Here is a 22,403-nt window from a genome sequence, read left to right as displayed (position 1 = left end):
AGTCAGACTCGCGGTGAATCCCGCCCGGCCGACTCGCCGGCCCACGCCCACCCACTTGGAGGGTAGTCAGCTGTGCGGCCATATAGTCATACAAGATGACTGAATGCTAGGTTGCCGTGCGTGAGTGAGTCGCACACTGTCGTCGCGCCCCGCTACCGCGGCCGGGTCGCGCTGGTCACGGGCGCCGGCTCCGGCATCGGCGCCGCCACGGCCGAGCGGCTGGCCGCCGAGGGCGCGCACGTCCTGCTCGCCGATGTCGACGAGGCGGCGCTGGGCACGGCGGCCGAGGGGGCCGCGGCCGCCGCGGGGTTCGGCGGCGGCGCGGAGAGCGTGCCGCTCGACGTCGCCGACGAGGACGGCTGGGCGCGGATCGCCCGGCGGCTGGAGGACGGCCCCGGGCGGCTGGACCTGCTGCACTCGAACGCCGCCATCGCGGTGATCGAGCCCGCCGACCGGCTGGCCGTCGCCGACTGGCACCGCCAGCTCGACGTCAACCTCACCGCGTCGTTCCTCGCCGTGCGCGCGCTGGCCGGCCTGCTGGTGGGCAGCCGCGGGTCGATCGTCCTGACGTCGTCGGTGCACGCGATGCGCGGGCTCCCCGGCCGGCCGGCGTACGCGGCCACGAAGGGCGCGCTGCTCTCGCTCGGCCGCCAGCTGGCCGCCGACTACGGGCCGCGGCTGCGGGTCAACAGCGTCGTCCCGGGGCCGATCATGTCACCGGCCTGGGACGACGTCAGCGAGCCCGACCGCGAGCGGAGCATCCGGGCCACCACGCTGGCACGGTTCGGCCGGCCCGACGAGGTGGCGGCCGCGGTGGCGTTCCTCGGCTCCGACGACGCGTCCTACATCACGGGGGCCAGCCTGGTCGTCGACGGCGGCTGGAGCGTCACGGCGGACTCCGCGTGAGCGCGTCGCCGTTCCGCGGCATCCACGGCGCCGTGGTCGCCCACCTCGGCGAGCTGATCGTCCGCGGCGACGTCGCGCCGGGCGCCGCCCTCGACTCGGTGAAGCTCGAGGAGGAGCTGGGCGTCAGCCGCACCGTCGTCCGCGAGGCGCTGCGGGTCCTCGCCGCCAAGGGCATGGTCGACGCCCGGCCGAAGCGCGGCACCCTGGTCCGCCCGCGCGAGGAGTGGGCGCTGCTCGACGCCGACGTGCTGCGCTGGCAGGCGCAGAACCGGGCCGACGACGCGTTCCTGGCCGACCTCGCAGAGGTGCGCGACATCGTCGAGCCGGCCGGCGCGCGGCTGGCGGCGGCCCGGCGCACCGACGCCGACCTCTCCGCGCTGCGCGTCGCGGTGGAGCGCATGGCCGACCCGGACGCCTCGGTGGACGCCGTCGTCGAGGCCGACCTGGCGTTCCACCGGGCCCTGCTGGCGGCCGGGCACAACGCGCTGCTGCGGCAGCTGGAGCAGGTCATCGCGACGGGGCTGCGCGCCCGCGACCTGCTGGTCCACGGCGGCGACCGGCAGGCGGACAGCACGCCCGCGCACCGCGCCGTCCTCGACGCCGTCACGCGCGGGGACGCCGACGGCGCCGAGCGTGCCGTTCGCGACCTGCTGGCCCAGGCCGACCGCGACGTCCGGGCGATCACGTCCGGGAAGGAGTCCGAGTGAAGATCACCGCGATCGAGACGTTCCAGGTCCCGCCGCGCTGGCTGTTCTGCCGTGTCGCCACCGACGAGGGGATCGTCGGCTGGGGCGAGCCGGTCGTCGAGGGCCGGGCCGACACCGTCCGCACGGCCGTCCACGAGCTGGCCGACCACCTCGTCGGCCAGGATCCGCTGCGGATCGAGGACCACTGGCAGGTCATGACGAAGTCGACGTTCTACCGCGGCGGGCCGGTGCTCTCCAGCGCCGTCGCCGGGCTGGACCAGGCGCTGTGGGACATCGCCGGCCAGGCGTACGGCGCGCCGGTGCACGCCCTGCTCGGCGGCCCGGTGCGCGACCGCGTCCGCATGTACACCTGGGTGGGCGGCGACGAGCCGGCCGAGGTCGCCGACAGCATCGCCGCGAAGGTGGCCGAAGGCTTCACCGCGGTGAAGATGAACGGGTCGGCGGCGCTCGGCCCGATCGCCACCGTCGCCGAGACCGACGACGTGCTGCGGCGGCTGGCCGCGGCCCGTGAGGTGCTCGGCCCGCACCGCGACGTCGCGGTCGACTTCCACGGACGCGTCTCACCGGCCAACGCACGGCGGCTGCTCCCGCTGATGGCACCGCTGCACCCGCTGTTCGTCGAGGAGCCGGTGCTGCCCGAGCTCGGCGCCCAGCTGGCGTCCGTGGTGGCGTGCAGTTCGGTCCCCATTGCGACCGGCGAGCGGCTGTTCGGCCGGCGCGAGTTCGTCGAGCCGCTGGCCGCGGGCGTCAGCGTCGTGCAGCCGGACATCTCGCACGCCGGCGGCATCTCCGAGGTCCGCCGCATCGCCGCCCAGGCCGAGGTCAGCGGTGCGACGCTGGCGCCGCACTGCCCGCTCGGCCCGATCGCGCTCGCCGCCAGCCTGCAGGTGGCGTTCGCGACGCCGAACTTCCTCATCCAGGAGCAGAGCCTCGGCATCCACTACAACATCGGCAACGACCTCCTCGACTACCTCGTCGATCCCGCGGTCTTCCGGTACGTCGACGGCCACGTGGAGCGGCCGATGGCGCCGGGACTCGGCATCGCGGTCGACGAGGCCGCCGTCCGCCGCGCCGACGAGGTCGGGCACCGCTGGCGCGCGCCGGTCTGGCGGCACGCCGACGGCGGCTTCGCGGAGTGGTGACGGCGGCGTCACCCCGCGCTCAGGAGTCCGGCGGATCGCCGTCGCCGTCCTCGCCGCCCGCGGTGGATGGTGAGCGGCGCGCCGGCCAGCCATCCGATGGCGAACGAGGCCAGCAGGACCACCACCGCGGCCGGGAGCGCGTGGACCGCGACGAGGACCGCGCCCAGCCGTCGATCGTCCGCCGATGCCATCGCGGAGGACGCTACCGGCCTCGGGGAAGCGCTACTCGACCGCGGCGGGCAGACCGCCGAACTCCTGCTGCAGGTCGTCACCAGGCCCGCTCAGACTGAGGATCGCGATGACGGCGCCGACGGCGATGACGAGGCCGATGAGGACGACGACCGCCAGCTCGATGCGGTAGCGCCGCTCTTCCGTTGCCTTGTGCTGACTCACGGAGCCCCCCGAGAAGTCCACGGACTGAGAAGAATCGTTCCAGATCCATACCTTAGAGGCACTGTCAACCGATTCGCGAAGATCGTTCCCGAGTCGTGGTCCAGCGAATCCTGGACATGCCGACGTTGTCGGACCGCCGTGCCAGGATCGAACCGTGCTCACCATCAGCGCCGAACAGCGCCGGCTCCGGCTGCTGCGCCGCCACCACCTCGCCGGCGAGACGCCGGCCGGGTCGGTCGCCGCCGCGGTCGACGGCATGATCGTGCTCCACGCCACCGATCCCGCGACGGTGTACGTGTCGGCGCTGGTCCGGGTGCCCGGTGCGACGCTCGACGACGTGTCGGCCGCGCTCTACGACGACCGCTCGGTGGTCAAGCTGGTCGCCATGCGGCGCACCATGTTCGTCACGCCCACCGACTTCGTGCCGGTCGTGCACAGCGCCGCGGGGCTCGCCATCGCCGACCGCCTGCGCCGTCAGCTGGTCCAGCACCTCAGCACGCTGCCCACCGACCCGCCGCTCGACGGCGACGTCGCGGCCTGGCTGGCCGATGTCGAGGCGAGCACCGAGAAGGCGCTCGACGAGCGCGGCGAGGCGCTGGCCACCGAGCTGGCCAAGGCCGAGCCGCGGCTGCGCACCGCCGTCCTGCCCACCACCGACAAGAAGTGGGACGTCAAGCAGAACATCACCAGCCGCGTACTCACGCTCATGGGCGCCGACGGCCGCATCGTGCGCGGCCGGCCGGCCGGGACGTGGCTGTCGCGGCAGCACCGGTGGGCGTCGGTGCGCGGGCTGTGGCCCGACGGCCTGCCCGACCTGCCGGTGGCCGAGGCGCGGGCCGAGCTGGCCCGGCGCTGGCTGCGGGTGTTCGGGCCGGCCACGGTCGCCGACCTGCAGTGGTGGACGGGGTGGACGCTCGGCGTCACGCGCACGGTGCTCGCGGGGTTGGACACCGTCGAGGTCGACCTCGGCGGAGAACCCGGCATCGTCCTGGCCGACGACACCGAGCCCGAGCCCGGCGCCGCGCCGGTGGCCACGCTGCTGCCGGCCCTCGACCCGACGCCCATGGGCTGGCAGCGGCGCGACTGGTTCCTCGGTCCGCACCGCGACGCGCTGTTCGACCGCAACGGCAACATCGGCCCGACGGTGTGGTGGGGCGGGCGGGTGGTCGGCGGCTGGGGCATGCGCGACGGCGCCATCCGGTGGCGGCTGCTCGAGGACGCCGGCGCCGAGGCGGCCGCCGCGGTCGAACGGGCGGCCGCTGATCTGGAGCCGCGGCTGGGCGGTGCGTCGATCATCCCGAGCTTCCGCACGCCCCTGGAACGCGAGCTGGCCGCCTGACCGGCCGCGTCCGCTCAGTCCAGGCGGCTTCGCAGGAGGCAGAACACGTTGCCTTCGGGGTCGGCCAGGACGTGCCAGGACTCCTCGCCGGTCTGGCCGATGTCGGCGGGGCGCGCTCCGAGCGTCAGGAGGCGTTCGAGTTCGGCGTCCTGGTCGCGGTCGGTGGGGTTGACGTCGAAGTGCAGCCGCAACCCCACCGGCTCGGGCTCGCTGGTGCGGCTGAAGAACAGGGTCGGCTGCACGCCGCCGAATCCCTCCTGTGGTCCGATCTCGACCGCGCCGTCCTCGGTGTCGAGCACGACGAAGCCCAGCACCTCGCACCAGAACGCCGCGAGCCGTTGCGGATCGTGGCATTTGATCACGATCTCGGAGACGCGACTGGCCATGATCGGCACCCTACGAGGCGTCGGCCGAGCGCGGCAATCCGTGACCGAGGGCGTGCGTCCGGCCGGGCGCTGCGCCTAGGCTCGGGGACATGTGCCGCAACATCAAGCCCCTCAACAACCTCGCCCCGCCCGCCACGCACGACGAGGTGCACGACGCCGCGCTGCAGTACGTGCGCAAGATCGCCGGCACCCGCAGCCCGTCGCAGGCCAACCGCGAGGCGTTCGACCGCGCCGTCGAGGAGATCGCGCACTCCACGCGGCATCTCATCGACGCGCTGATCACCGACGCCCCGCCGCGCGACCGCGAGGTCGAGGCCGCCAAGGCACGGGCACGGTACGAGGCCCGCATCGCGGCCGGCGCGCCGCGCTGATCTCCCCGCGGCCGCTCACAGCCCGCCGCGGCGCAACTCCTCGTCGAGTGCCCGGCGCCGGTGGTAGCGCCGGCGGAGGTCGTCGAGATACGTGTCGAACTCGGCCGAGCGGTTCGCCTTGGCCGCGGCGTCGCGCATGCTGCGCAGCAGCCGGGTGGCCACCTGATAGTTCCGGCGATCCGCGATGACCACCGTGGCCTCCACGAGCCGGCGGTAGTGCGGCAAGGTCGACGCCGGGTCGATGCGCCTTCGCGCCCGGAACAGCCGCCGCCACAGGTCGAGATCGAGATCGATCCGCTCGGGCATCGTCTCCGCCGCCGCCCACGCCGCGGCCGAGTCGCCCTGGCGCAGCAGCGCCGACACCCAGCCTCGCGGGTCGGCCGCGGCCAGTACCGGGTCCGCCCGGCGTCGCTCGGCCGCCCACGTCCCCGCCTCGATCGCCGCCCGCTCGAACGCGGCGTAGGTGGTCGTCGACGGGCGGTGGTGGAAGTCGTCGCCGCGCAGGCGAGCCACCTCGTCCAGCGCACCGCGGCGCTGGGCGTCCTCCACCAGACGCTCCACCAGCGGCCCGACGAACGGCGAGGCCGGGTGGGCGGCGACGCCCCGCCGGGCGTACTCGATGGCCAGATCCGCGTATCCGGCCTCGTCCAGTGCGCCGACGAGGTGCGCCGCGTGGATGGGGTGGGAAGGATCGGCGCCGAACTGCGCGACGATCTCGTCCGGGTCCCGGCTCAGGATCGCCAGCCGGCCCCGCGCGTGGCGCAGCGCCGAGGCGGGCGCTGCGTCGCCGGCGTCGTCCAGCAGCCGCCGGTACAGCTCGATCCCGGCCGGCCCGACGGCGTCGGCGTAGTGGTCGATATCGACCCGGAAGGCGTCCTGCCGGCCGTCGAACATGACCCGGAACAGCCACCTGACCAGTGTCGTCGCCGCCTTGCGGTCCAGAACGAGCTGCGCGGCGGCGATCCGGTGCGCGTCGAGGAGACGCGCGATCTGCATGCTCTGGGCGCCGGAGGAGTCGTCGCTGCGCAGGATCGCGCGGATGGCGTGGTCGATCGCGGACTGCACGACCGTCAGCAGCCCGGCCGAAGGCGCTCCGCGGCACCACTGCTCGATGCGCCGGACCGTCGCCTCCGCCTCGTCGGCGTACGCATTGGCCTGGGTGTAGTCGTAGAGGCGCCGGCGCGGCGTGAAGACCCGCGCGACCTCGTCGGCGAGCACGGCGGGGTCGTCCGCGGGTGGGGCGTCGAAGCGGTCGAGCGCGACCGGCTGCCTCTCGCCGCCGGTTCCCGACGCCGCGATGGCGACGGCCACGCAGTGTTTGCAGAACGCACCGGTCGCGCCGACCGGGCAGTCGCAGGACCAGCTGCCGGAGCCGGCGACGAGCTCGACCCGGTAGTCGTCGGTGCCGCGGACTACCGCGCTCAGCCGGCCACCGTCGTCGTTGAGCTCGACCACCTGGCCGCGGTCGGCGTAGGCCCGGCCGCGGTCGACGGTCCGGGCGTCGGCCAGGTCGTGTAGGCGGTCGAGCCAGGCCATGACCGCCGTCAGTCCACGTCCATCGCGATCGGGGTGCCGATCTCGACGGTCCGGCTCACGGTGCACAGGCGGTCGTGCGACTTCTTGACGGCGTCGGGCAGCACCTCCCGCGCGGCGTCGCCGCCCTCGCCGTCGGGGAACCGGATGCGGATGGACACCTCGATGTCCTCGAGCCGGTTGCCCCGCTCGTCGCGGATCTTGTTCGCGGTGGTCACCATCTCGAACGTCTCGGGCTCCGCGCGGCGCGACGTGATGAGGTCGATGTCGATGGCCGAGCATCCGGCGATGGCCGTGAGCAGCAGCTCCACCGGGGTGAAGTCGCCGTCGTCGCCCTGACCGAAGGTCAGTTCGCCGCCGCGGACATTGGTCGCGACGTAGCGGCGCTCGCCGACTCGTCGCAGGGACACCGTGCGTCGTGCGTTCTCAGCCATGCCGGTAAGCCTGGCATGCGGTGTCAGGCGATCAGCGGGCGGTCGCGCCGTGATGGTCCAGGAGCTCGCGGGCCAGCGCGCGTCCGGCGTCGGCCAGCGCGGGCGGGTCGGTGACGAACGCCAGCGGCCCGGCCGTCAGCAGGAGGATGCCCAGCCGCCGCTCGACCGGCGCCCGCAGCCGGACCCGCACCTTCACCGACTCCTCGTCCTCGTCGAGGAGTTCGGAGCTCTCGGCGAACCGGTCCACCGCCCAGCGCGCGTCCTGCGGCACCACCAGCTCGACCTGCTGTTCGTCGTGGTGGCCGGCCAGTCGGTCGTCGACCTCCGGCGGCCGCTCGAACGTCTCGTCCAGCACTGTCGCCTCGCGGATGCCGGTGAGCAGGAAGCGGCCGACCACCCGGGCGTCGGCCGACATGCCGGCGTCGACCTCCCAGCCGCGCCGCGTACGCAGCAGCCGGTACGGCGCGATGCGGTGCTCCGTACTGTCGTCGCGCCACACCGGGGTGTACTCGACCCGCACCCACCGCCGCCGCCGGATCGCGTCGACGAGGAGGCCGGCCAGCTCCGCCTTCCAGTGGTCGTCGACCGGACGGACGCCCGTCAGCATCGTCTCGCCGAGCGCTCGGAGCGCGCGGTCGAGCACGTCGTTCTCCGGCTCCAGGGACAGCAGCGCCTGACCGGCGCTGTAGATGTGGGCGAGCTCGGCCGGCGACGCGTGCCGCACGCCGATCTCGGCGGCCGGGTGGCCGGTCGAGGCGCGCACCACCTCGGCGACGGCCGGGTCGACGTCGTCGGTCTCACCGCCGGCGCCGAGGAACTCGATGCGCACCTGCCGCAGCGGCCCGGGGTCGAACGCGGCGCTGTCGGCGCAGTAGAACGCGACGAGCTCTTCACGCAGGGTCGGCTCGTCGACGTCGAGCTCGGCCGCGAGCCGGCGGAGCGGGACACCGTCGGGATGCATGGTCAGGATGCGAAGCGCGTGTGTCACCCGCTCGAAGCGGCGGACGAACACGGGCGAGGAAACGCTCATGGGTCAGTCCAGAAGAAGGGATTCCAGCTCCTGCCGGAGCTCGCGGCGGATGGTGTCGGGAGCAAGAACGCGGACGCGCGGCCCGAGCTCGTACACGCGGCTGCGGAAGGCCGCCCGATGGGTCACCCGGATGGTCAGCCGGACGGCGTCGTCGTCGATCTCGTGGTACGACGGCGTGCCCAGCAGCGTCTCGACCTGGTAGCGGTGCGCCGGCGTCGTCTCGACCGTGACGTCCACCGGCTCGTCGACGGTCCAGGTGAGCGGGTCGAGCTCGTCGCGGTACGGCTCGTGCCGAGGGTCGGCGGTGCGCGGGAGGTCGACCCGGACGTCGGACATGCGGTCGGTGACGAACTGCTTGTCCTTCTCGCCGCCGTCCTCGTGGCCGACCAGATGCCACCCGGACGTGCCGGGATAGACGAAGTGGGGGTGCACGACCCGCTGGCGCCGCTTGTAGACGAACCGGAGCCGGCAGTGCCGCTCGAGCGCGTAGAGCACCTTGTCCAGCGCGTCGTCGTCGCGCTCGGCCGGCGGCGCGGTGCGCAGTTCCGGGATCGAGGCGGCGTCGGTGCCCTCGATGCCGGCGCGGGTGGCGAACGCGGCGTCGCCGGCGATCAGCGCGGCACGGGCCAACTCGGTCTGCTGTTCCGGCGTCAGGGTCAGCCGCAGCCGATTGTCACCCGCGAACGCGCGATAGACCGCCGTCTGGCCGGGCGGGGCGGTATTGCGGATGTCCCACCCGGCGCCGTTGAGATCCTCGATCAGCCGTTTCAACTGCCGTACGTGATGGTCTTCTCCCCCGCCGAAGGCCGCGATCTTCAGCAGTCGCGGCGTCGGGATGCCCTTCGGCTCGGCCGCGGCCAGCGCGACCAGCACCCGAGTCACCCGTTCCAAAGGACCGAGTTGGTCCCGTCCACCAGCCATGGCGCCCCTCCACAGCAACATCGGACGATCATGCTATGCCCGTGTCATGAGAAAGGCCAGACTAGTTGGTCATTTCTCATTTGGGGAGAATTGAGCGCCACTAGATTGTGGCTAATACCCCTAGAACGCTTGGAATACGTTAGGCACTAGGTGTGGATGGTTTCAGTAGGTGAACTCATCGACGCGTTGTGTCAGTCCTCGCGTTCGAGGGAGTCGCGCAGCAGCCGGCGGATCAGGACCTCGACGAGCATGCGGTCGTCGTCGCGGAGGAGCTTGAACAAGTCGTAGAGGTCCTCGGAGCGAGCCGGGCGCGGACGGTGCTCGACCTCGGGCTCCTGCGGCGACGCGGGCCGCTCCAGGTGCTCCATGCCGGCCGGCAACGGCGCGGAGTGGAAGATCGCCAGCGACTGCGTGCACCGCGTCATCGCGACGTAGAGCAGCCGGCGGCCCAGCTCCGTCCCGTCGCCGATCTCGGCCGGCTCGACCAGCGCGATCGCGTCGAACTCCAGGCCGTTGGCCAGATCGGCGGGGAGCAGCGTGACCGGCTGGGCGAGGTCGCCGTCGCGGCCGTCGCCGACCTTGACGCCGGCCGACTGGCAGTACCGCAGCGTCTCGTCGTACCGCGCCGGCGCGACCACCACACCGACCTTGAAGCCCGTCCCCGCCGCCGCCTCGCCGGCGGACAGCGCCACCGCTGCCTCGTCGCCCGGGTCGACCCGGCGGACCAGCGGCAGGCCGAGTCCGTCGCGCAGCGACCGCGCGAGCTCCAGCGGGCCGCCGTCGGGCAGCTGCCGTCGCGACAGCTCGACGACGGGCCGCGGCACGCGGTAGCCGAGGCTCAGCGTGGCCTCGCCCCACTCGGACCCGAAGTAGCCGGTCAGCTCGCTCCACTCGTCGTGCTTGCCCGGCCCGGTCGAGCACTCGAGGTCGCCGGCCAGCGTGACGTCGCGGCAGCGACGGGCGATGGCGCGGGCCTGCATCGGCGAGAGGTTCTGCGCCTCGTCGACCACGGCGTGACCGAAACGCGGCGTCGCGCGGCCCAGCAGATGCGCGAGCTCGTCGAGCAGCACGAGGTCGTCGACGGTCCACGGCTCGTCGGCGGCGGACGGGGCCGGCTCGCGGTAGAGCACGTCGCGCTGGCCGGCCTTGAGGAGGTCGTCGGCCAGCCGCTCCAGCAGCGCCGGGTCGGCGTACAGGCCGCGGAGCAGGTCCTCGGGCGTGGCCGGTCCGTCGGTCGCCTCGACCAGCCGGCGCAGCACCATGGCCATGACGGCCGAGCCCTTGACGCGGGCCGCCTCGGGCCGGGTGTCGCGGCCGCGCACCGTTGCGGGGCCGTCGTACAGCGCGCCGATGTCGGTGGTGACGGCCTCGGCGCCGAGTCGCGGCAGCACGTCGGCGACATAATTGCGCAGCGTCGGCGTGGGAGCCACGACCAGCAGGCCGCCGGCCCGCACGGCGTCGTCGTTGGCGGCCAGCCAGGCGGCACGGTGCAGTGCGGTGATCGTCTTGCCGGTGCCCGGGCCGCCCTGGATGACGAGGACGCCGCGCGCGGGCCGGCGGATGGCGTCGTACTGCTCGGGCCGCAGCGTGGCGGTGGCGTCGGCGAGCGCGCCGGTGCGGAACTGCTCGAGCGCCGCGACGACGACCTTGCCGACGACCGGGCGCTGGTCGCGCGCGGAGCTGACGTCGCCGGCGGCGCCGTCGGCGATCTCGTCGTGCACCGCGATGACCTGGCGTCCGCTGACGGTGACGACCCGCTTGAGCATGACGCCGGCGGGCTCGGTGGCGCAGGCCTGGTAGAACGCGCCGGCCTCGGGGGCGTGCCAGGCGACGACGACGGCGTCGCCGGACTCGTCGCGGACGTCGGTGCGACCCACGTAGCGCGAGCCGCCGGCGTCGTCGATGCGGCCGAACAGCGGCGGCAGGTCCGGCGCGCCGTCACCCAGGAGGGCGAACGAGCGGTCGAGCTGCTGCTGCTCGTCGTCGAGAGCAGGGTGTGTCGTCACGTCTGTCCCTTCCATCCCCACGGTGTGCCGGGTTCGACGTCGACAGCTGGCGACCTACCCCGCGGAACCTCCCGCGCCGTTGCGGTATTTGACCATGATTGCGCAGATCCCCGCGCCGGTCAGGCGAACGACCGGAAAGGCGCCTTCCAGTGACCTCGTCACCCCGGCGGAGTCGACCCGCCGTCGTGCAGCCCGAGCACGAACACGATGCGCTCGGCGTCGACGTCGCGGCCCTCCAGCCGCAGCTCGACGGCCCACCGGTGCACCGCGTCGACATAGGCACGGTAGCGCGCGGCCCGGCTGCGGGAGCTGGCCAGCCGGGCGGTGCCACCGATCTGGAGCGTGCGGTTGAGGGTCGCGTAGACCCGCTCGTCGAGCACGAGCGGCTGCCAGTTGCGTCCGGGGACGTAGCCGGCGGCGGCCCACCAGCAGCTGGCCGGCGACTGGCCGGCGCCGCGCAGCGACCACGCGCGATGGTTGGCCTCCAGAGCCCCGTCGTGCAGTGCCTCGGCCGCGCGGAGGCGTCGCACGGAGTCGCCGAGGACGCGGTGGGCGCGATCGGGATCGGCGAGCGCGCCGGCCGTGGCTCGCAGCGTCGGGTTGACGGCGCCGGCCGACGCCCAGGCCATCGTGAGCACGAACGCCTGCAGCACCTCGCGTTGGTTGCCGACATCCATCGCCCGGCACGCCGAACGGACGCTGGCGAAGGTCACCGTCCGATCCTTCGCCTTGGAGCCGGCCAGCGGCGCCGTGTACAGCCGGCTGCGCAACAGCGCCGTGACGTCGAGCTGCGGCTGCACGCGGTAGAGCACCGCCGTCCAGTTCGGCGGCCGGAACCGGACCGGCCGCGGCTGGACGTCGCGGTACTTGTCGACGAGCGCCGGCAACGCGGCCGGCAGCCCCGTGCCGCTGATCGTGCGCACCATGGCGTCCCCCGTGGGCCACTGATGTCCTCGATTCGGACATTACGCCTGTTGGGGGATTCATCGACCGGGTGGTGCGCCTCCGTTGTGGTGGAAGAGCACGAACTCGATGCGCTCGGCGTCGACGTCGTGGCCGGCCAGCTGCAGCTCGACCGCCCAGCGGTGGACGGTCTCGACGTAGGCACGGTAGCGGTCGGCGCGTCGTCGTGAGCCGGCCAGGCGCGCCGTCCCGCCGATGCGCAGCGTGTCGTTGAGCGTGGCGTAGACGCGGTCGTCCAGGACCAGCGGCTGCCAGTCGCGGCCCTCGGTGCGGCCGGCGAGCGCCCACCACTTGCTGGCGTAGGACTGCCCGACGCCGGGGAGGGACCACCAGCGATGCACCTCTTCCAACGCGCCGTCGCGCATGGACCCCGCGTGGCGCAGCGCCTTGGCGGCGTCGCTGAGCACCCGGAACGCCCGGGCCGGGTCGAGGATCGCCTTCGCGGTGTTGGCCTGGTAGCGGCCGCCGGTCAGCCCGGAGGCCCACGCCATGGCCAGGACGAACGTCCGCAGCACCTCCTTCGTGTCGTCGACGTTCATGGCGGCGCAGGCCGCGCGGACGCCGTCGCGGCCGACCATGCGGTCGTGCGTCTTCGACCCCGGGACGGCAATGGTGAAGCTGCGGCTGGTCAGCAGCGCGGTGACCCCGAGCGACTCGGGCACGCGGATGAGCGCGTTCTGCCAAGTGCTCGGCCGGAGGCGTACGGGCTGTTCGCGCACGTCGGCATAGCGGTCCAGCAGATCGCGCAGCACCGGCGGCGGCGACGTGCTCATGGTGTCACGCTACGGGCCGGGACTGACATGATCGAGTGCCGTGACGGCCACGCGCTCGGCTCGCGCCCTGCTCTTCGACGACGCCGGCCGGCTGGTGCTGATCAAGCGGATGCGGCCGGGGCTGCCCCCGTACTGGACGACCCCCGGCGGCCGCGTCGAGCCGTCCGACGCCTCGGTCGAGGCGGCCCTGCACCGCGAGCTCATGGAGGAGCTCGGCGCCACGGCGGAGCTGTTCGGCGAGGTCCACGTGGTGGAGCCGACCCCCGCCCACCCCACCCGCCAGCACGTCTTCCTCGCCCGGCTGCTGACCATCGATGCGGGGCTACGCTGCGGTCCCGAGCTCACCGACGGCCACGTGGTCGACCTCGTCGCCGTCGACCGCCTGACAGCGATCGACCTCCGCCCGCCCGAGCTGGTGGGCGTCGCCGTGGAGCTCGCCCCGGGCAGTGCGGCGGCGAGTTGGTCGTCGCTCTCGAGGGCGGCGAGGACCAACACCGTCGACCCGTCCGTCACCTCGGACGGTTCGCCGCCCGTCAGCCGGCATAGTGGGCAAGGAGGTCGCGCGCGAGGTCGGTGCCGGCATCGCGCAACGTGGTGGGGGTGTTGACCCACGTGTCGGGGCCGGCGACCAGGAGCAGCAGCCCGAGCCGCCGATCGACCGGGGGCAGCAGGTGGGCCCGCATCCGGATCATGTCCTCGTCCGCGCCCAGCACCTCGACGGACTCGGAGAAACGGTCGACGACCCAGCGGCTGTCCTGAGGCGTGACGAGGTCGACGGCGGTGGTGCGGCGGTTCGCCGCGATCAGCGCGTCGACGTCGGCGGGGTGCTCGAACCGGGCTGCCAGGATCGTCGCGGACCGGACGCCGGACAGCAGGAAGGTGCCGACCCGCCCGTCGAAGGCGTCGCCGGTGACGAAGCCGGCGTCGAGCTCCCAGCCGCGGCGGGTCTTGACCAGACGGTAGGGCTCGACGACGTGGGTGCGCACCCCCGGCTGCCAGGCGCGGGCGTAGGTGAGCTCCATCCGGTGGCGCGAGCGCAACGCGTCGCCGACCGACGCGGCGAGGTCGGCCAGCCAGGTGGATCGGCCGGCGCCGAGACCGGAGAGGACGGTCGCCGTGAGGGCGTTGAGGGCGCCCTCGAGCCCGGTGTTGGCCGGTTCCACCGCGAGCAGGTCCTGCCCGGCGCGGTAGATGCGGGCGAGCTCGCCGACGGTGACGTAGTCGGCGCCGACCTCCTCGGTGGGACGCGGCGATGCGGAGACGAACTCGGCCTCGGCGGGCTCGACGTCGACACCGTCGGCGTCGTGGAAGCGGATCGTGGTCTGGCGGATCGCGTTGGGGCTGTACGCGGGGTCGACGTCGGCGCGGAAGTACGCGCGCAGCTCGGCCCGCAACGTCTGCGCGTCGGTCCCCAGCTGCTCGGCGAGCGCCGCGATGGGCAGCCCGCCGGCGTGCAGGGACAGCTCGTTGAGCGCGCGCGTGACGCGGTCGAACCGGCGGACGTACTGCGGCGTGCTCACGGTGTCCCCAGCGTCGCTGGGCCCACGAACCGGCGCAGCTCGGCCACGATCTCGTCGACGACCTCCTGCGGTGAGACCACGCGGACACGCCGGCCCAGCTCGTAGAGGCGGGCCCGGAACGCCGCGCGGTTCGTGACCGGCACGGTCAGCCGGACGGTGTCGGCGTCGGCCTCGCGGCGGGCCGGCGGACCGAGCATGGCGGCCACCTGCGGCTCGTGCTCGGCCGTCGTCTCGACGACGACGTCGACGCGCGGGTCGCGGCGCCACGTGATCGGGTTCAGCTCCTCTGCGGTGACCTCGCGGGGCGGGCCCGCGGTCACGGGCGGGTCGACGGACACGGCGGACATGCGGTCGGTGACGAACCATTTGGGCGCTGGCGAGCCGGCCTCGTCGCCGTACAAGTACCAGCCGGAGGCGCCCGGCCGGACCAGGAGCGGGCGTACCACGCGCGGCCGGCCCTTGTAGGTGAAGCGGATGAGGCAGCGCCGCTCGACCGCGTACGCGGCCTCGGTGAGCGGGTCAGGCGTCGCCCGGGGCTGTGCACCGGAGCGGACCAGGCCGGCCTCGTCGGGTTCCGGCAGGTCGCCGAGCCGGTCGCGGAACCCCGCGTCGCCCGCGACCAACGCCGCCCGGACCAGCTCGACCTGGTGCTCCGGCGCCAGCTCGACCCGCAGCCGGGTATCGCGCGCGTGCAGCCGGTAGACGGCGTCGACGCCCGGCCCGGCGACATTGCGGATGTCCCAGCCGATGGCGGTCAATGCGGTGATGTCGCGGGCGAGCTGCCGCTGCGCGTCGTAGGCGGAGCCGGCACCGTACTGGCCGACGGCGACCAGCCGCGAGGCGGGCAGCCCGGCCGGCTCGGCGGCCTCCAGCACGAGCAGCAGCCGCGTCAGTCGCTCCAATGGACCGAGCTGGTCACGTCCTCCTGGCATGGGCACCCTTCGCCGCCGATGGGGTCGGCGTCACCATAGGCGCCACCCCGGACTCAATCGGCGGGCGAGAAATCCGATGGAGTTCTGTCGGAGGCCGCCCGTATCGTCGAGCCATGGCATCCGGCCACGCAAGGACCCGCGGCTCCATGGGGGAGCGCGCGGCAGGAGGTGGTGCGCTTCTACGCCCAGGGAGGTGACGGCGATGAACGCCGAGCAGGAACCGACCGATGACGTGAAGCGCACGGACGACGGGACGCGGCGGATGCCGCCCGGCGTCAGGGACACGCTGTCCTGGCTGGCGCACCTGATCGACGCGACGCTGCCGCTGCGGACGGCCGAGGACCACGACGAGTTCGCCCGGCGGCAGCTGGACGGCGACGCCGCGGGGGTCGTCGCGGTGCGGGAGCGGCTCGGCCCGTTCACGGCGCCGCTGGTCGCCCGGGTGCTCGCCGAGGACATGCGCGCGCACCCGCCGTCCGATCTCGCGGGTCTCGAGAGCGATGAGAGCCCGCGCTGGGACCGCCTGCAGCTCGACGACACGGTGGAGACGGTGCCGACGTCGCTCGTGGCGGCGTTCGAGCCGGGCACGCTGAGCGCCGCACCGCTGGTCGTCGCCGTCGATGCGCGGTGGTCGGACAAGGAGCTGATCGTCCACGCCCGCACGGCGGACGTCGAGGCGGCGGAGCGGTACCTGCAGGACGTCGTCGCGCGGGCGCGCGGGCCGCGGAACTACTTCAAGGGCCGCTGCCTGCACATCCGCGCCGACCGCGGCGGCTTCGAGGTCGTGCCGGTGCCGGTGCCCGACGAGTCGCGGGCCGGCGTCATCGTGCCCGCGGCGGTCTGGGCCGAGGTCGACCTCAACGTCGCCGGGCTGTTCCGGCGGCGCGGCCTCCTGGAACGGCTCGGCCTGGGGACCAACCGCGGGCTGCTGCTGTTCGGACCGCCGGGCACCGGCAAGTCCGCGTTGTGCCGCGTGCTCGCGGCGGAGCTGGCCGGCGACGTCACGGTGGTGTTCTGCGACGCACGCAGCATCGCCGACGCCATCGAGGCGGTGTACGAGGAGCTCACGCGGCTCTCGCCGGCTCTGGTCGTCCTCGAGGACCTCGACCTCGTCATCGGCCGCCGCCGGCACGGCAACGACCTCGGGCTGCACGGGTTCCTGGCCGCGCTCGACGGCGCCATGAGCCGCCACCAGGGCGTCGTCACCGTCGCCACGACCAACGACCCCCGGGTGCTCGACGACGCCGCCGTGCGGGCCGCGCGGTTCGACCGGACGGTCGAGGTGCCGCTGCCCGACGGTGCGCAGCGGCGGGCCATCCTGCGCCGTTACCTGGGGCCGCTGGCCGTCGCGGTCGAGGTCGGGGCGATCGCCGACTCCACCGACGGCGCGTCGGGGGCCGACCTGCGCGAACTGGTGCGCCGCTCGGTCCTGGCCGACGGCGACGCGGTGACGACGGCGACGCTCGCGCGGTTCGCCGGCGACGGCAGCTGGGCACCCGCGGCCGGAGCCGGCCTGTACGTCTGACGTCGCCCTGACAGCGGCCGAAGCCGCGACGACTACAATATCCACAGCCGTCGCGCCAGGCGCCGGGACGACGCGGCTGGACTCCGGCCGACCTGCCCGCACCCCCAAGACCGAGCAGGTCGAACCGGAGCGAGAGGACGGTACGACACACCCCGGACAGAACGAGCGCCACGGCCCCGCGTGACCGGGCCAGGGAGGCTGCCCCAGTGCAGGACCGGCGTTGACGGCCCGCCCGCAGGTCGGCATCTGGTCGATCGGCCCCTCGGTGTACCTTCCGTCGCTCCTGTTCGGCATCGGCCAGGGCGCGATCGCGCCGGTCATCCCGCTCTCGGCTCGCGAGCTGGGCGGCTCGGTCGCCACCGCCGGCCTGGTGGTCGCGCTGCTGGGCGTCGGCAAGATCGTCGGCGACCTGCCGGCCGGCACCCTGGCGGTCCGCCTGGGGGAGCGGCGGGCCATGCTGGTGGCACTCGGCGTCGTCCTCGCCGCGCTCGCCGCCTGTCTGCAGGCGCCGTCGGTGCACCTGCTGGCGGGGGCAGTGGTCCTCATCGGCATCTCGTCGTCGGTGTTCGGGCTGGCGAGGCATGCGTACGTCACCGAGGCGATCCCGTTCCACCTGCGCGGCCGGGCGCTGTCCACGCTCGGCGGGATGCAGCGGATCGGCCTGTTCGCCGGGCCGTTCCTCGGCGCGGCGGCGATGAGCCGGCTCGGCGTCGCGGGCGGCTACTGGGTGCACGTGGTGGCCGCGGTCGCGGCGGTCGTCGTGCTGCTGGTCGTGCCCGAACCCCCGGCGGCCGCCGGCGCGAAGGCCCGGCGCGCAGACCCCGCGGCCGGGAAGCCGGACACCACGGCCCGCGTCATCCGCCGTCACCTGCCGGTCCTGCGCACGCTGGGGGTGGGTGCGCTGCTGGTCGGGGCGGCCCGGGCCTCGCGGCAGGTCGCGATCCCGCTGTGGGGCGAGCACCTCGGGCTGGACCCCGCGGCGGTGAGCCTGCTGTTCGGTGTCTCCGGCGCGATGGAGATGCTGATGTTCTATCCGGCCGGCTACGCGATGGACCGCCTCGGACGCCGCTGGATCGTCGTCCCGTCGATGGTCCTGCTCGGCCTCTCGCTGGTACTGCTGCCGCTGACCAGCGGCGTCGGCACCTACACCGCGGTCGCGCTGCTGATGGGGTTCGGCAACGGCCTGGGCAGCGGCATCATCATGACCATCGGCTCGGACATCTCACCGGACGTGAGCCGGGCGACGTTTCTGGGCGCGTGGCGGCTGTTCGCCGACGTCGGGAACGGCCTCGGCCCGGTCCTCGTCAGCGTCGTGACGGCGGCCGCCACCCTCGGCGCGGCCATCGCGGCGGCCGGCGCCGTCGCGTTCGTCGCCGCGGCGCTGATGGGCCGCTGGGTGCCGCGGAACGGCGCCGCCGGATGACCCGGGGACCCGGAGGCGTCACCAACCGCCTGCTGCTCACGCTGTCGCTGGGCACGCTGCTCAACCCGCTGAACTCGTCGATGATCGCGGTGGCGCTGGTGAGCCTGCAGCGCGACTTCGGCGTCGGCATCGCGACGTCGACGTGGCTGGCGTCCGGGTTCTACGTGGTCGCCGCGGTGTGCCAGCCGCTGATGGGACGGCTGGCCGACCAGCTCGGCGCGCGGCGGCTGTTCGTCGGCGGACTGGCGCTCATGGGGACGGCGTCGGCCCTGGCGCCGCTCGCGCCGGACTTCGGCTGGCTGCTGGTGGTGCGGCTGGTCCAGGCGGCGGCGACGTCGACGGCGTACCCGTCGGCGCTCATCCTGGTGCGGTCCGCCGCGGGTGCAGAGCCTGAGGGAGGGCAGGGCGCTCAGCCGCCGGCCCGCGCGCTCGCCGTCCTGTCCGTGGCCGCGTCGGGGAGTGCGGCGCTGGGCCCGGTGCTCGGCGGGCTGCTGGTCGCCGCCGCCGGGTGGGAGGCGGTGTTCCTGGTCAACGTGCCGGTGACGCTGGTGGGCATCGTCCTGGCGATGCGGGTGCTGGCCGGCGTGCCGGTCCGGCGCGGACCGCGGGTCGGGTGGCGGGAGCTGGACCTGCCGGGGATCGCCCTGTTCAGCGGCACTCTGGTGGCGCTGATCTTCGGCGTGCTGTCGCTCGCGGGCCGGCCGCTGTGGTGGCTCGCGCCGGTCGTCGTCGCGCTGGGCGCGCTGCTGGTGTGGCGGGAGCGGACGGTGGCCGAGCCGTTCCTGGACGTGCGCGGGCTGGCCGCGAACCGCGCGCTGAGCACGGTCCTCGCCCAGCAGGGCGGGATCAACCTGGTCTTCTACTGCATCTTCTTCGGCATGCCGATGTGGCTGGAGCGGGTCCGCGGCTTCGACCCGGCGACGGTGGGCCTGCTGGTGCTTCCGACGACGCTGCTCAGCATGGTCGTCACTCCGGTCACGGCCCGGGCGATCCGGCGGCACGGCTCGACCGGTCCGCGGCTGCTCGGTCTCGGCCTCCTGGTGGTCGCGGCGTCGGCGCTGCTCCTGCTGGGTGACGGGACGCCGGTCGTGCTGCTGCTCGGGATCGCCGTGCTGCTCGGCGTCCCCAACGGCGTGACGAACCTGAGCCTGCAGACGGCGCTCTACTCGGCGGCGCCGGCCGGGCGGATGGGGGCGTCGGCGGGTCTGTTCCAGACCTTCCGTTACCTCGGCGCCATCGCGGCGACGAGCGTGCTCGGCGTCATCCTCGAACAGGACCTCTCCACCGACGGCCTGCACGACGTCGGCCTGCTCGTGACGGCGGTCGCGGTCGTCCTGTTCGGCCTCGGCCTGTTCGCCGTCCGGCGCGGGCGCTGATCAGGTCGGGTCCACGACCTGGAGGTCGACGAGGAAGTACGGCGTGCCCACGGCGCCGTCGCCGGTCTCGGGCACGTGGTCGGTCACGCTGGTGATGTCGTCGAGCTCCCACGTCGCGGGGTCCGGGACCATGACCCGGCCGTGGGCCTCGTAGGCGACGCGCGCCGCCCGGATGCGAGCGATCCGCCCGAGGACGAGTGGCACCACGTCGGGGACGAGGTCATGGTGGTCCTCCGCGAACGCACCGGTCAGCCTGACGGCCGTGCCCGCCGCGTGGGGCGGGCCGAACGCCGTCACGCCGGCCGCGGCGCCGTGCTGGACGGTGAGCAGGCTGCCCGCCCGCCGGTGCTCGCCCTGGATCGACGGGCCGGCGACGGCGTCGACGGTCACCCGCGCCGCGTTGGGCCCGAGGTCGCCGTCCCCGGAGAACGACAACCGCCAGCGCACCAGGTCGCCGATGGCGAACGGATCGCCACAGCAGGTGAACTGCCATTCCTCGACGAGCACCGGCAGCGGGTCCATGGTCATGCACCCATGATGACCGCCAGAGCGAACCGCGGACCCGGCATACCGTTCCATGTCGGGGCGACCTACGCTGGGCGCGGCCAGTCCACCAGGCAGCGAGGAGATCGGCATGGCCTTCATCGTCGGTGCGTACGCGGCGGCGCCCCGGGGCCTCGAGCCCGGCACGCAGTTCCGGACCTTCGTCGACGACGTGCTGGCACTGCCGGCGGTCGACGGGCTGGAGGTCCCGTTCATCGACAACGGCTCGCCGTGGAACGACCCGGCCTACCTGCACGCCGGCGACCCGGCCGGCGAGCACGTGCTGACGATGATCCCGGCGACGATGATGGCGCTGGCCGGGTCCCCGGCGCAGGGCCTCGCGTCGTCGGACGACGGCGGGCGCAAGCAGGCGGTCGAACAGCTGCGCCGCGCGTACGAGTTCGTCGCCGCCGTCAACGCCGGCCCGGGCGGCCACATCGCCGCCGTCGAGCTGCACTCGGCGCCGCGGCACCCGTACACGTCCGCCGACGCCTTCCGCGCGTCGCTCGACGAGGTGCTGACCTGGGACTGGGGCGGCGTCCGGCTGCTGATCGAGCACTCCGACGCGCACAGCGACGCCCACGAGCCGGCCAAGGGCTTCCTGACCTTCGCCGGCGAGCTCGCCATCGCGGAGGAGCACGGCATCGGGATGTCGGTCAACTGGGCCCGGTCCGTCATCGAGACGCGCAGCGCCGGCGGCGCCCGCGAGCACATCGCCGCCGCCGTGGAGCGTGGCCGGCTCGACGCGCTGGTGTTCTCCGGCGTGTCCGACGCCGACACGCTCGACGGGCCGGCCTGGGCCGATCTGCACCTGCCGATCCGCGACTGGTCCGACGCCCCGATCGCCGCCGCCGCCGCGACCAGCCTGCTGACCGCCACGGAGGTCACCGACAGCCTGCGCGCCGCCGGCGGCGCGCCGTCCTACGTCGGTGTCAAGATCACCTCGCCCAGCACCGCCACGCCGGCGCAGTGCCTGGACCTGGTGCGGGCGCACGTCGCGATCGTCGCCGGCGCGGTGGCCGCGGAGCAGAGCGGCGCGTGACGCCGTCACACCGGCCGTCAGGCGCCGGGCGGGTAGCGCACCTCTACCTCGTCCAGCTTGCGGTGCGCGTTGGCGACCAGGTCGACGTCCAGTGCCGCCGCGAGGTGGACGAGGTAGTTGGTGACGTCGGCAAGCTCGGAGCGGATCCGCGCGGCCGCCTCGGGGTCCGCCGTCACCACCGCGACGGACTCCTCCGGCGTCAGCCACTGCAGCTCGGCCAGCAGCTCGCCGACCTCGCCGGCCAGTGCCATCGCGAGGTTCTTGGGCGTGTGGTACGGCTCCCACTGACGGTCGGCGACGAATCGCAGCAGGCGGTCGCGCAGGCCGTCCAGGTTCGAGGTGTCGGTCACGGAGGCCATGATGCCGCCGGTTGAGGTCGTGGTCGTGCTCGCGGCCGCCGTGTTCCTCGGCGCCGCCGTCCAGGGCACGATCGGGCTCGGGCTCGGCCTGCTCGCCGCCCCGGCGGCGGCGCTGCTGGCTCCGGAGCTCGTGCCGGGCACCCTGCTCTGGCTCTCGCTGCTGCTGCCGGTGTTCACGCTGGCCCGCGAGTGGTCCGACGTCGACTGGTGGGGGCTGCGCTGGGCGTTCCTCGGGCGGCTGCCGGCGACGCTGCTGGGCGCGTGGATCGTGTCGGTCAGCTCGCCCCGCGTGCTGAGCGTGACCGTCGGGGTGGTGATCCTGGTCGCCGTGGCGCTCACCGCACGGACCATCCGGCTGCCGATGACGCGCGGCGTGCTGGTCGCGGCCGGCACGGTGTCCGGCATCTCCGGGACGGCGACGTCGATCGGCGGGCCTCCGCTGGCGCTGGTCTACCAGAGCGAGCTGGGACCGCGGGTGCGCTCGACGCTCGCGGTGTACTTCCTCGTCGGCGTCGGGGTCTCGCTGGCCGCATTGGGCGTCGTCGGCGAGCTGACGATGGTCCAGACGACGACCGCGCTGTGGCTGGCGCCCCCGCTGGTGGCGGGGTTCGCGGCGGCGTCGGGGCTGCGGACGTTCGTCGACGGCGGCCGGCTGCGGCTGGCGGTCATGGTGGTGTGCACGCTGTCGGGCGCGACGCTGATCGTCCGTTCACTCGCCGGTTGAGCCACGTCCCCGATTCTGTCGGTGGCATGCGGCAGTCTGGTCCCACGAGAGGAGG

25 protein-coding genes are annotated in these 22,403 nt (G+C 73.9%); 11 read left to right on the top strand and 14 right to left on the bottom strand.

From position 1 onward, the window contains the following. Positions 1 to 120 precede the first annotated feature (120 nt). From DY240_RS06585 to dgoD, 3 genes are read left to right on the top strand one after another with little or no spacing between them, the layout of a single operon-like run. Positions 121 to 906, top strand: coding sequence for an SDR family NAD(P)-dependent oxidoreductase (locus tag DY240_RS06585; RefSeq protein WP_119659150.1), 786 nt, complete (start codon positions 121 to 123; stop codon positions 904 to 906). Further along, a complete protein-coding gene (locus DY240_RS06580) occupies positions 903 to 1,613 on the top strand; it encodes a FadR/GntR family transcriptional regulator (protein WP_119659149.1) in 711 nt (236 codons plus the stop codon). Before DY240_RS06585 ends, DY240_RS06580 begins: the two co-directional genes overlap by 4 nt. Beyond that, positions 1,610 to 2,755: a galactonate dehydratase gene (gene dgoD / locus DY240_RS06575; RefSeq protein WP_119659148.1), complete on the top strand. Its 1,146-nt coding sequence runs from the start codon at positions 1,610 to 1,612 to the stop codon at positions 2,753 to 2,755. The genes DY240_RS06580 and dgoD overlap by 4 nt, the downstream gene beginning before the upstream one ends. An 8-nt stretch (positions 2,756 to 2,763) precedes the next feature. On the opposite strand, the gene DY240_RS06570 is transcribed toward dgoD, so the two are convergent. Further along, on the bottom strand, positions 2,764 to 2,946 hold the full coding sequence (locus tag DY240_RS06570) for a hypothetical protein (protein WP_119659147.1): 183 nt from the start codon (positions 2,944 to 2,946) through the stop codon (positions 2,764 to 2,766). Between the two features lie 31 nt (positions 2,947 to 2,977). Then, positions 2,978 to 3,148 carry a hypothetical protein gene (locus tag DY240_RS31720; protein WP_158602764.1) on the bottom strand — a complete coding sequence of 57 codons (171 nt, stop codon included), beginning with the start codon at positions 3,146 to 3,148 and terminating at the stop codon, positions 2,978 to 2,980. A 154-nt stretch (positions 3,149 to 3,302) separates the two neighbouring features. Between DY240_RS31720 and DY240_RS06560 the strand changes: the two genes are divergently transcribed. Continuing rightward, positions 3,303 to 4,487 carry a winged helix DNA-binding domain-containing protein gene (locus DY240_RS06560; protein WP_199700948.1) on the top strand — a complete coding sequence of 395 codons (1,185 nt, stop codon included), beginning with the start codon at positions 3,303 to 3,305 and terminating at the stop codon, positions 4,485 to 4,487. A 14-nt stretch (positions 4,488 to 4,501) separates the two neighbouring features. Here the strand turns inward: DY240_RS06560 and DY240_RS06555 are convergent, their stop codons facing one another. After that, positions 4,502 to 4,873, bottom strand: a complete 372-nt coding sequence (locus DY240_RS06555) for a VOC family protein (RefSeq protein WP_119659172.1) — start codon at positions 4,871 to 4,873, stop codon at positions 4,502 to 4,504. An 89-nt stretch (positions 4,874 to 4,962) separates the two neighbouring features. Between DY240_RS06555 and DY240_RS06550 the strand changes: the two genes are divergently transcribed. Next, positions 4,963 to 5,244: a DUF2277 domain-containing protein gene (locus DY240_RS06550; RefSeq protein WP_119659145.1), complete on the top strand. Its 282-nt coding sequence runs from the start codon at positions 4,963 to 4,965 to the stop codon at positions 5,242 to 5,244. Positions 5,245 to 5,259: 15 nt separating this feature from the next. Here the strand turns inward: DY240_RS06550 and DY240_RS06545 are convergent, their stop codons facing one another. The 7 genes from DY240_RS06545 to DY240_RS06515 form a co-directional block, all read right to left on the bottom strand. Next, positions 5,260 to 6,780 (bottom strand): SWIM zinc finger family protein, encoded by a 1,521-nt coding sequence (locus tag DY240_RS06545; RefSeq protein ID WP_119659144.1) that lies wholly within the window; start codon positions 6,778 to 6,780, stop codon positions 5,260 to 5,262. Between the two features lie 8 nt (positions 6,781 to 6,788). After that, on the bottom strand, positions 6,789 to 7,211 hold the full coding sequence (locus DY240_RS06540; RefSeq protein ID WP_119659143.1) for an OsmC family protein: 423 nt from the start codon (positions 7,209 to 7,211) through the stop codon (positions 6,789 to 6,791). A 31-nt stretch (positions 7,212 to 7,242) separates the two neighbouring features. Continuing rightward, positions 7,243 to 8,241 (bottom strand): helix-turn-helix transcriptional regulator, encoded by a 999-nt coding sequence (locus tag DY240_RS06535; RefSeq protein ID WP_119659142.1) that lies wholly within the window; start codon positions 8,239 to 8,241, stop codon positions 7,243 to 7,245. Positions 8,242 to 8,244: 3 nt separating this feature from the next. Next, positions 8,245 to 9,123: a helix-turn-helix transcriptional regulator gene (locus DY240_RS06530; protein WP_158602763.1), complete on the bottom strand. Its 879-nt coding sequence runs from the start codon at positions 9,121 to 9,123 to the stop codon at positions 8,245 to 8,247. 230 nt (positions 9,124 to 9,353) lie between these two features. Further along, positions 9,354 to 11,168 (bottom strand): HelD family protein, encoded by a 1,815-nt coding sequence (locus tag DY240_RS06525; RefSeq protein ID WP_158602762.1) that lies wholly within the window; start codon positions 11,166 to 11,168, stop codon positions 9,354 to 9,356. A 158-nt stretch (positions 11,169 to 11,326) separates the two neighbouring features. Further along, a complete protein-coding gene (locus DY240_RS06520; protein WP_119659139.1) occupies positions 11,327 to 12,094 on the bottom strand; it encodes an 8-oxoguanine DNA glycosylase OGG fold protein in 768 nt (255 codons plus the stop codon). Between the two features lie 57 nt (positions 12,095 to 12,151). Further along, complete coding sequence (locus DY240_RS06515; RefSeq protein ID WP_119659138.1) at positions 12,152 to 12,904, bottom strand: 8-oxoguanine DNA glycosylase OGG fold protein; 753 nt, start codon at positions 12,902 to 12,904, stop codon at positions 12,152 to 12,154. A 40-nt stretch (positions 12,905 to 12,944) separates the two neighbouring features. Here DY240_RS06515 and DY240_RS06510 point away from each other — a divergent pair, with 40 nt between their 5' ends. Further along, entirely contained in the window at positions 12,945 to 13,511 is a 567-nt protein-coding gene (locus DY240_RS06510) for an NUDIX domain-containing protein (RefSeq protein ID WP_119659137.1), read from the top strand. Here the strand turns inward: DY240_RS06510 and DY240_RS06505 are convergent. Together DY240_RS06505 and DY240_RS06500 are read right to left on the bottom strand one after the other, a co-directional pair. After that, the gene (locus DY240_RS06505; protein ID WP_119659136.1) at positions 13,438 to 14,424 is read right to left on the bottom strand and encodes a helix-turn-helix transcriptional regulator; all 987 of its coding nucleotides are present in this window, start codon (positions 14,422 to 14,424) and stop codon (positions 13,438 to 13,440) included. The genes DY240_RS06510 and DY240_RS06505 overlap by 74 nt on opposite strands. Further along, a complete protein-coding gene (locus DY240_RS06500; RefSeq protein WP_147375213.1) occupies positions 14,421 to 15,356 on the bottom strand; it encodes a WYL domain-containing protein in 936 nt (311 codons plus the stop codon). Before DY240_RS06500 ends, DY240_RS06505 begins: the two co-directional genes overlap by 4 nt. Positions 15,357 to 15,558: 202 nt before the next feature. Here DY240_RS06500 and DY240_RS06495 point away from each other — a divergent pair, with 202 nt between their 5' ends. The 3 genes from DY240_RS06495 (at position 15,559) to DY240_RS06485 (ending at position 19,680) form a co-directional block, all read left to right on the top strand. Further along, entirely contained in the window at positions 15,559 to 16,881 is a 1,323-nt protein-coding gene (locus tag DY240_RS06495; RefSeq protein ID WP_119659134.1) for an AAA family ATPase, read from the top strand. Between the two features lie 220 nt (positions 16,882 to 17,101). Beyond that, positions 17,102 to 18,304, top strand: a complete 1,203-nt coding sequence (locus tag DY240_RS06490) for an MFS transporter (protein WP_119659133.1) — start codon at positions 17,102 to 17,104, stop codon at positions 18,302 to 18,304. Next, positions 18,301 to 19,680 carry an MFS transporter gene (locus DY240_RS06485; protein WP_119659132.1) on the top strand — a complete coding sequence of 460 codons (1,380 nt, stop codon included), beginning with the start codon at positions 18,301 to 18,303 and terminating at the stop codon, positions 19,678 to 19,680. Before DY240_RS06490 ends, DY240_RS06485 begins: the two co-directional genes overlap by 4 nt. On the opposite strand, the gene DY240_RS06480 is transcribed toward DY240_RS06485, so the two are convergent. Then, complete coding sequence (locus tag DY240_RS06480; protein ID WP_119659131.1) at positions 19,681 to 20,208, bottom strand: DUF6578 domain-containing protein; 528 nt, start codon at positions 20,206 to 20,208, stop codon at positions 19,681 to 19,683. It abuts the gene before it with no gap. Between the two features lie 106 nt (positions 20,209 to 20,314). Here DY240_RS06480 and DY240_RS06475 point away from each other — a divergent pair, with 106 nt between their 5' ends. Further along, positions 20,315 to 21,265 (top strand): DUF4862 family protein, encoded by a 951-nt coding sequence (locus tag DY240_RS06475; protein ID WP_158602761.1) that lies wholly within the window; start codon positions 20,315 to 20,317, stop codon positions 21,263 to 21,265. A 17-nt stretch (positions 21,266 to 21,282) separates the two neighbouring features. Here the strand turns inward: DY240_RS06475 and DY240_RS06470 are convergent, their stop codons facing one another. After that, entirely contained in the window at positions 21,283 to 21,615 is a 333-nt protein-coding gene (locus DY240_RS06470) for a nucleotide pyrophosphohydrolase (protein ID WP_233552627.1), read from the bottom strand. A 10-nt stretch (positions 21,616 to 21,625) separates the two neighbouring features. Here DY240_RS06470 and DY240_RS06465 point away from each other — a divergent pair, with 10 nt between their 5' ends. Continuing rightward, positions 21,626 to 22,348 carry a sulfite exporter TauE/SafE family protein gene (locus DY240_RS06465; RefSeq protein ID WP_119659171.1) on the top strand — a complete coding sequence of 241 codons (723 nt, stop codon included), beginning with the start codon at positions 21,626 to 21,628 and terminating at the stop codon, positions 22,346 to 22,348. Positions 22,349 to 22,403 lie beyond the last annotated feature (55 nt).

Origin of the sequence: Jiangella rhizosphaerae (assembly GCF_003579925.1) — a bacterium.
Classification (GTDB): domain Bacteria; phylum Actinomycetota; class Actinomycetes; order Jiangellales; family Jiangellaceae; genus Jiangella; species Jiangella rhizosphaerae.
This window is presented reverse-complemented; position numbering and strand designations above follow the sequence as displayed.

Coding starts and splice junctions, on each gene's coding strand:
- DY240_RS06555 (WP_119659172.1), bottom strand. CDS start 4,873: ATGGCCAGTCGCGTCTCCGAGATCGTGATCAAATGCCACGATCCGCAA.
- DY240_RS06520 (WP_119659139.1), bottom strand. CDS start 12,094: ATGGTGCGCACGATCAGCGGCACGGGGCTGCCGGCCGCGTTGCCGGCG.
- DY240_RS06465 (WP_119659171.1), top strand. CDS start 21,626: ATGCCGCCGGTTGAGGTCGTGGTCGTGCTCGCGGCCGCCGTGTTCCTC.
- DY240_RS06475 (WP_158602761.1), top strand. CDS start 20,315: ATGGCCTTCATCGTCGGTGCGTACGCGGCGGCGCCCCGGGGCCTCGAG.
- DY240_RS06485 (WP_119659132.1), top strand. CDS start 18,301: ATGACCCGGGGACCCGGAGGCGTCACCAACCGCCTGCTGCTCACGCTG.
- DY240_RS06515 (WP_119659138.1), bottom strand. CDS start 12,904: ATGAGCACGTCGCCGCCGCCGGTGCTGCGCGATCTGCTGGACCGCTAT.
- DY240_RS06480 (WP_119659131.1), bottom strand. CDS start 20,208: ATGACCATGGACCCGCTGCCGGTGCTCGTCGAGGAATGGCAGTTCACC.
- DY240_RS06550 (WP_119659145.1), top strand. CDS start 4,963: ATGTGCCGCAACATCAAGCCCCTCAACAACCTCGCCCCGCCCGCCACG.
- DY240_RS06540 (WP_119659143.1), bottom strand. CDS start 7,211: ATGGCTGAGAACGCACGACGCACGGTGTCCCTGCGACGAGTCGGCGAG.
- DY240_RS06570 (WP_119659147.1), bottom strand. CDS start 2,946: ATGGCATCGGCGGACGATCGACGGCTGGGCGCGGTCCTCGTCGCGGTC.
- DY240_RS06535 (WP_119659142.1), bottom strand. CDS start 8,241: ATGAGCGTTTCCTCGCCCGTGTTCGTCCGCCGCTTCGAGCGGGTGACA.
- DY240_RS06500 (WP_147375213.1), bottom strand. CDS start 15,356: ATGCCAGGAGGACGTGACCAGCTCGGTCCATTGGAGCGACTGACGCGG.
- DY240_RS06545 (WP_119659144.1), bottom strand. CDS start 6,780: ATGGCCTGGCTCGACCGCCTACACGACCTGGCCGACGCCCGGACCGTC.
- DY240_RS06495 (WP_119659134.1), top strand. CDS start 15,559: ATGAACGCCGAGCAGGAACCGACCGATGACGTGAAGCGCACGGACGAC.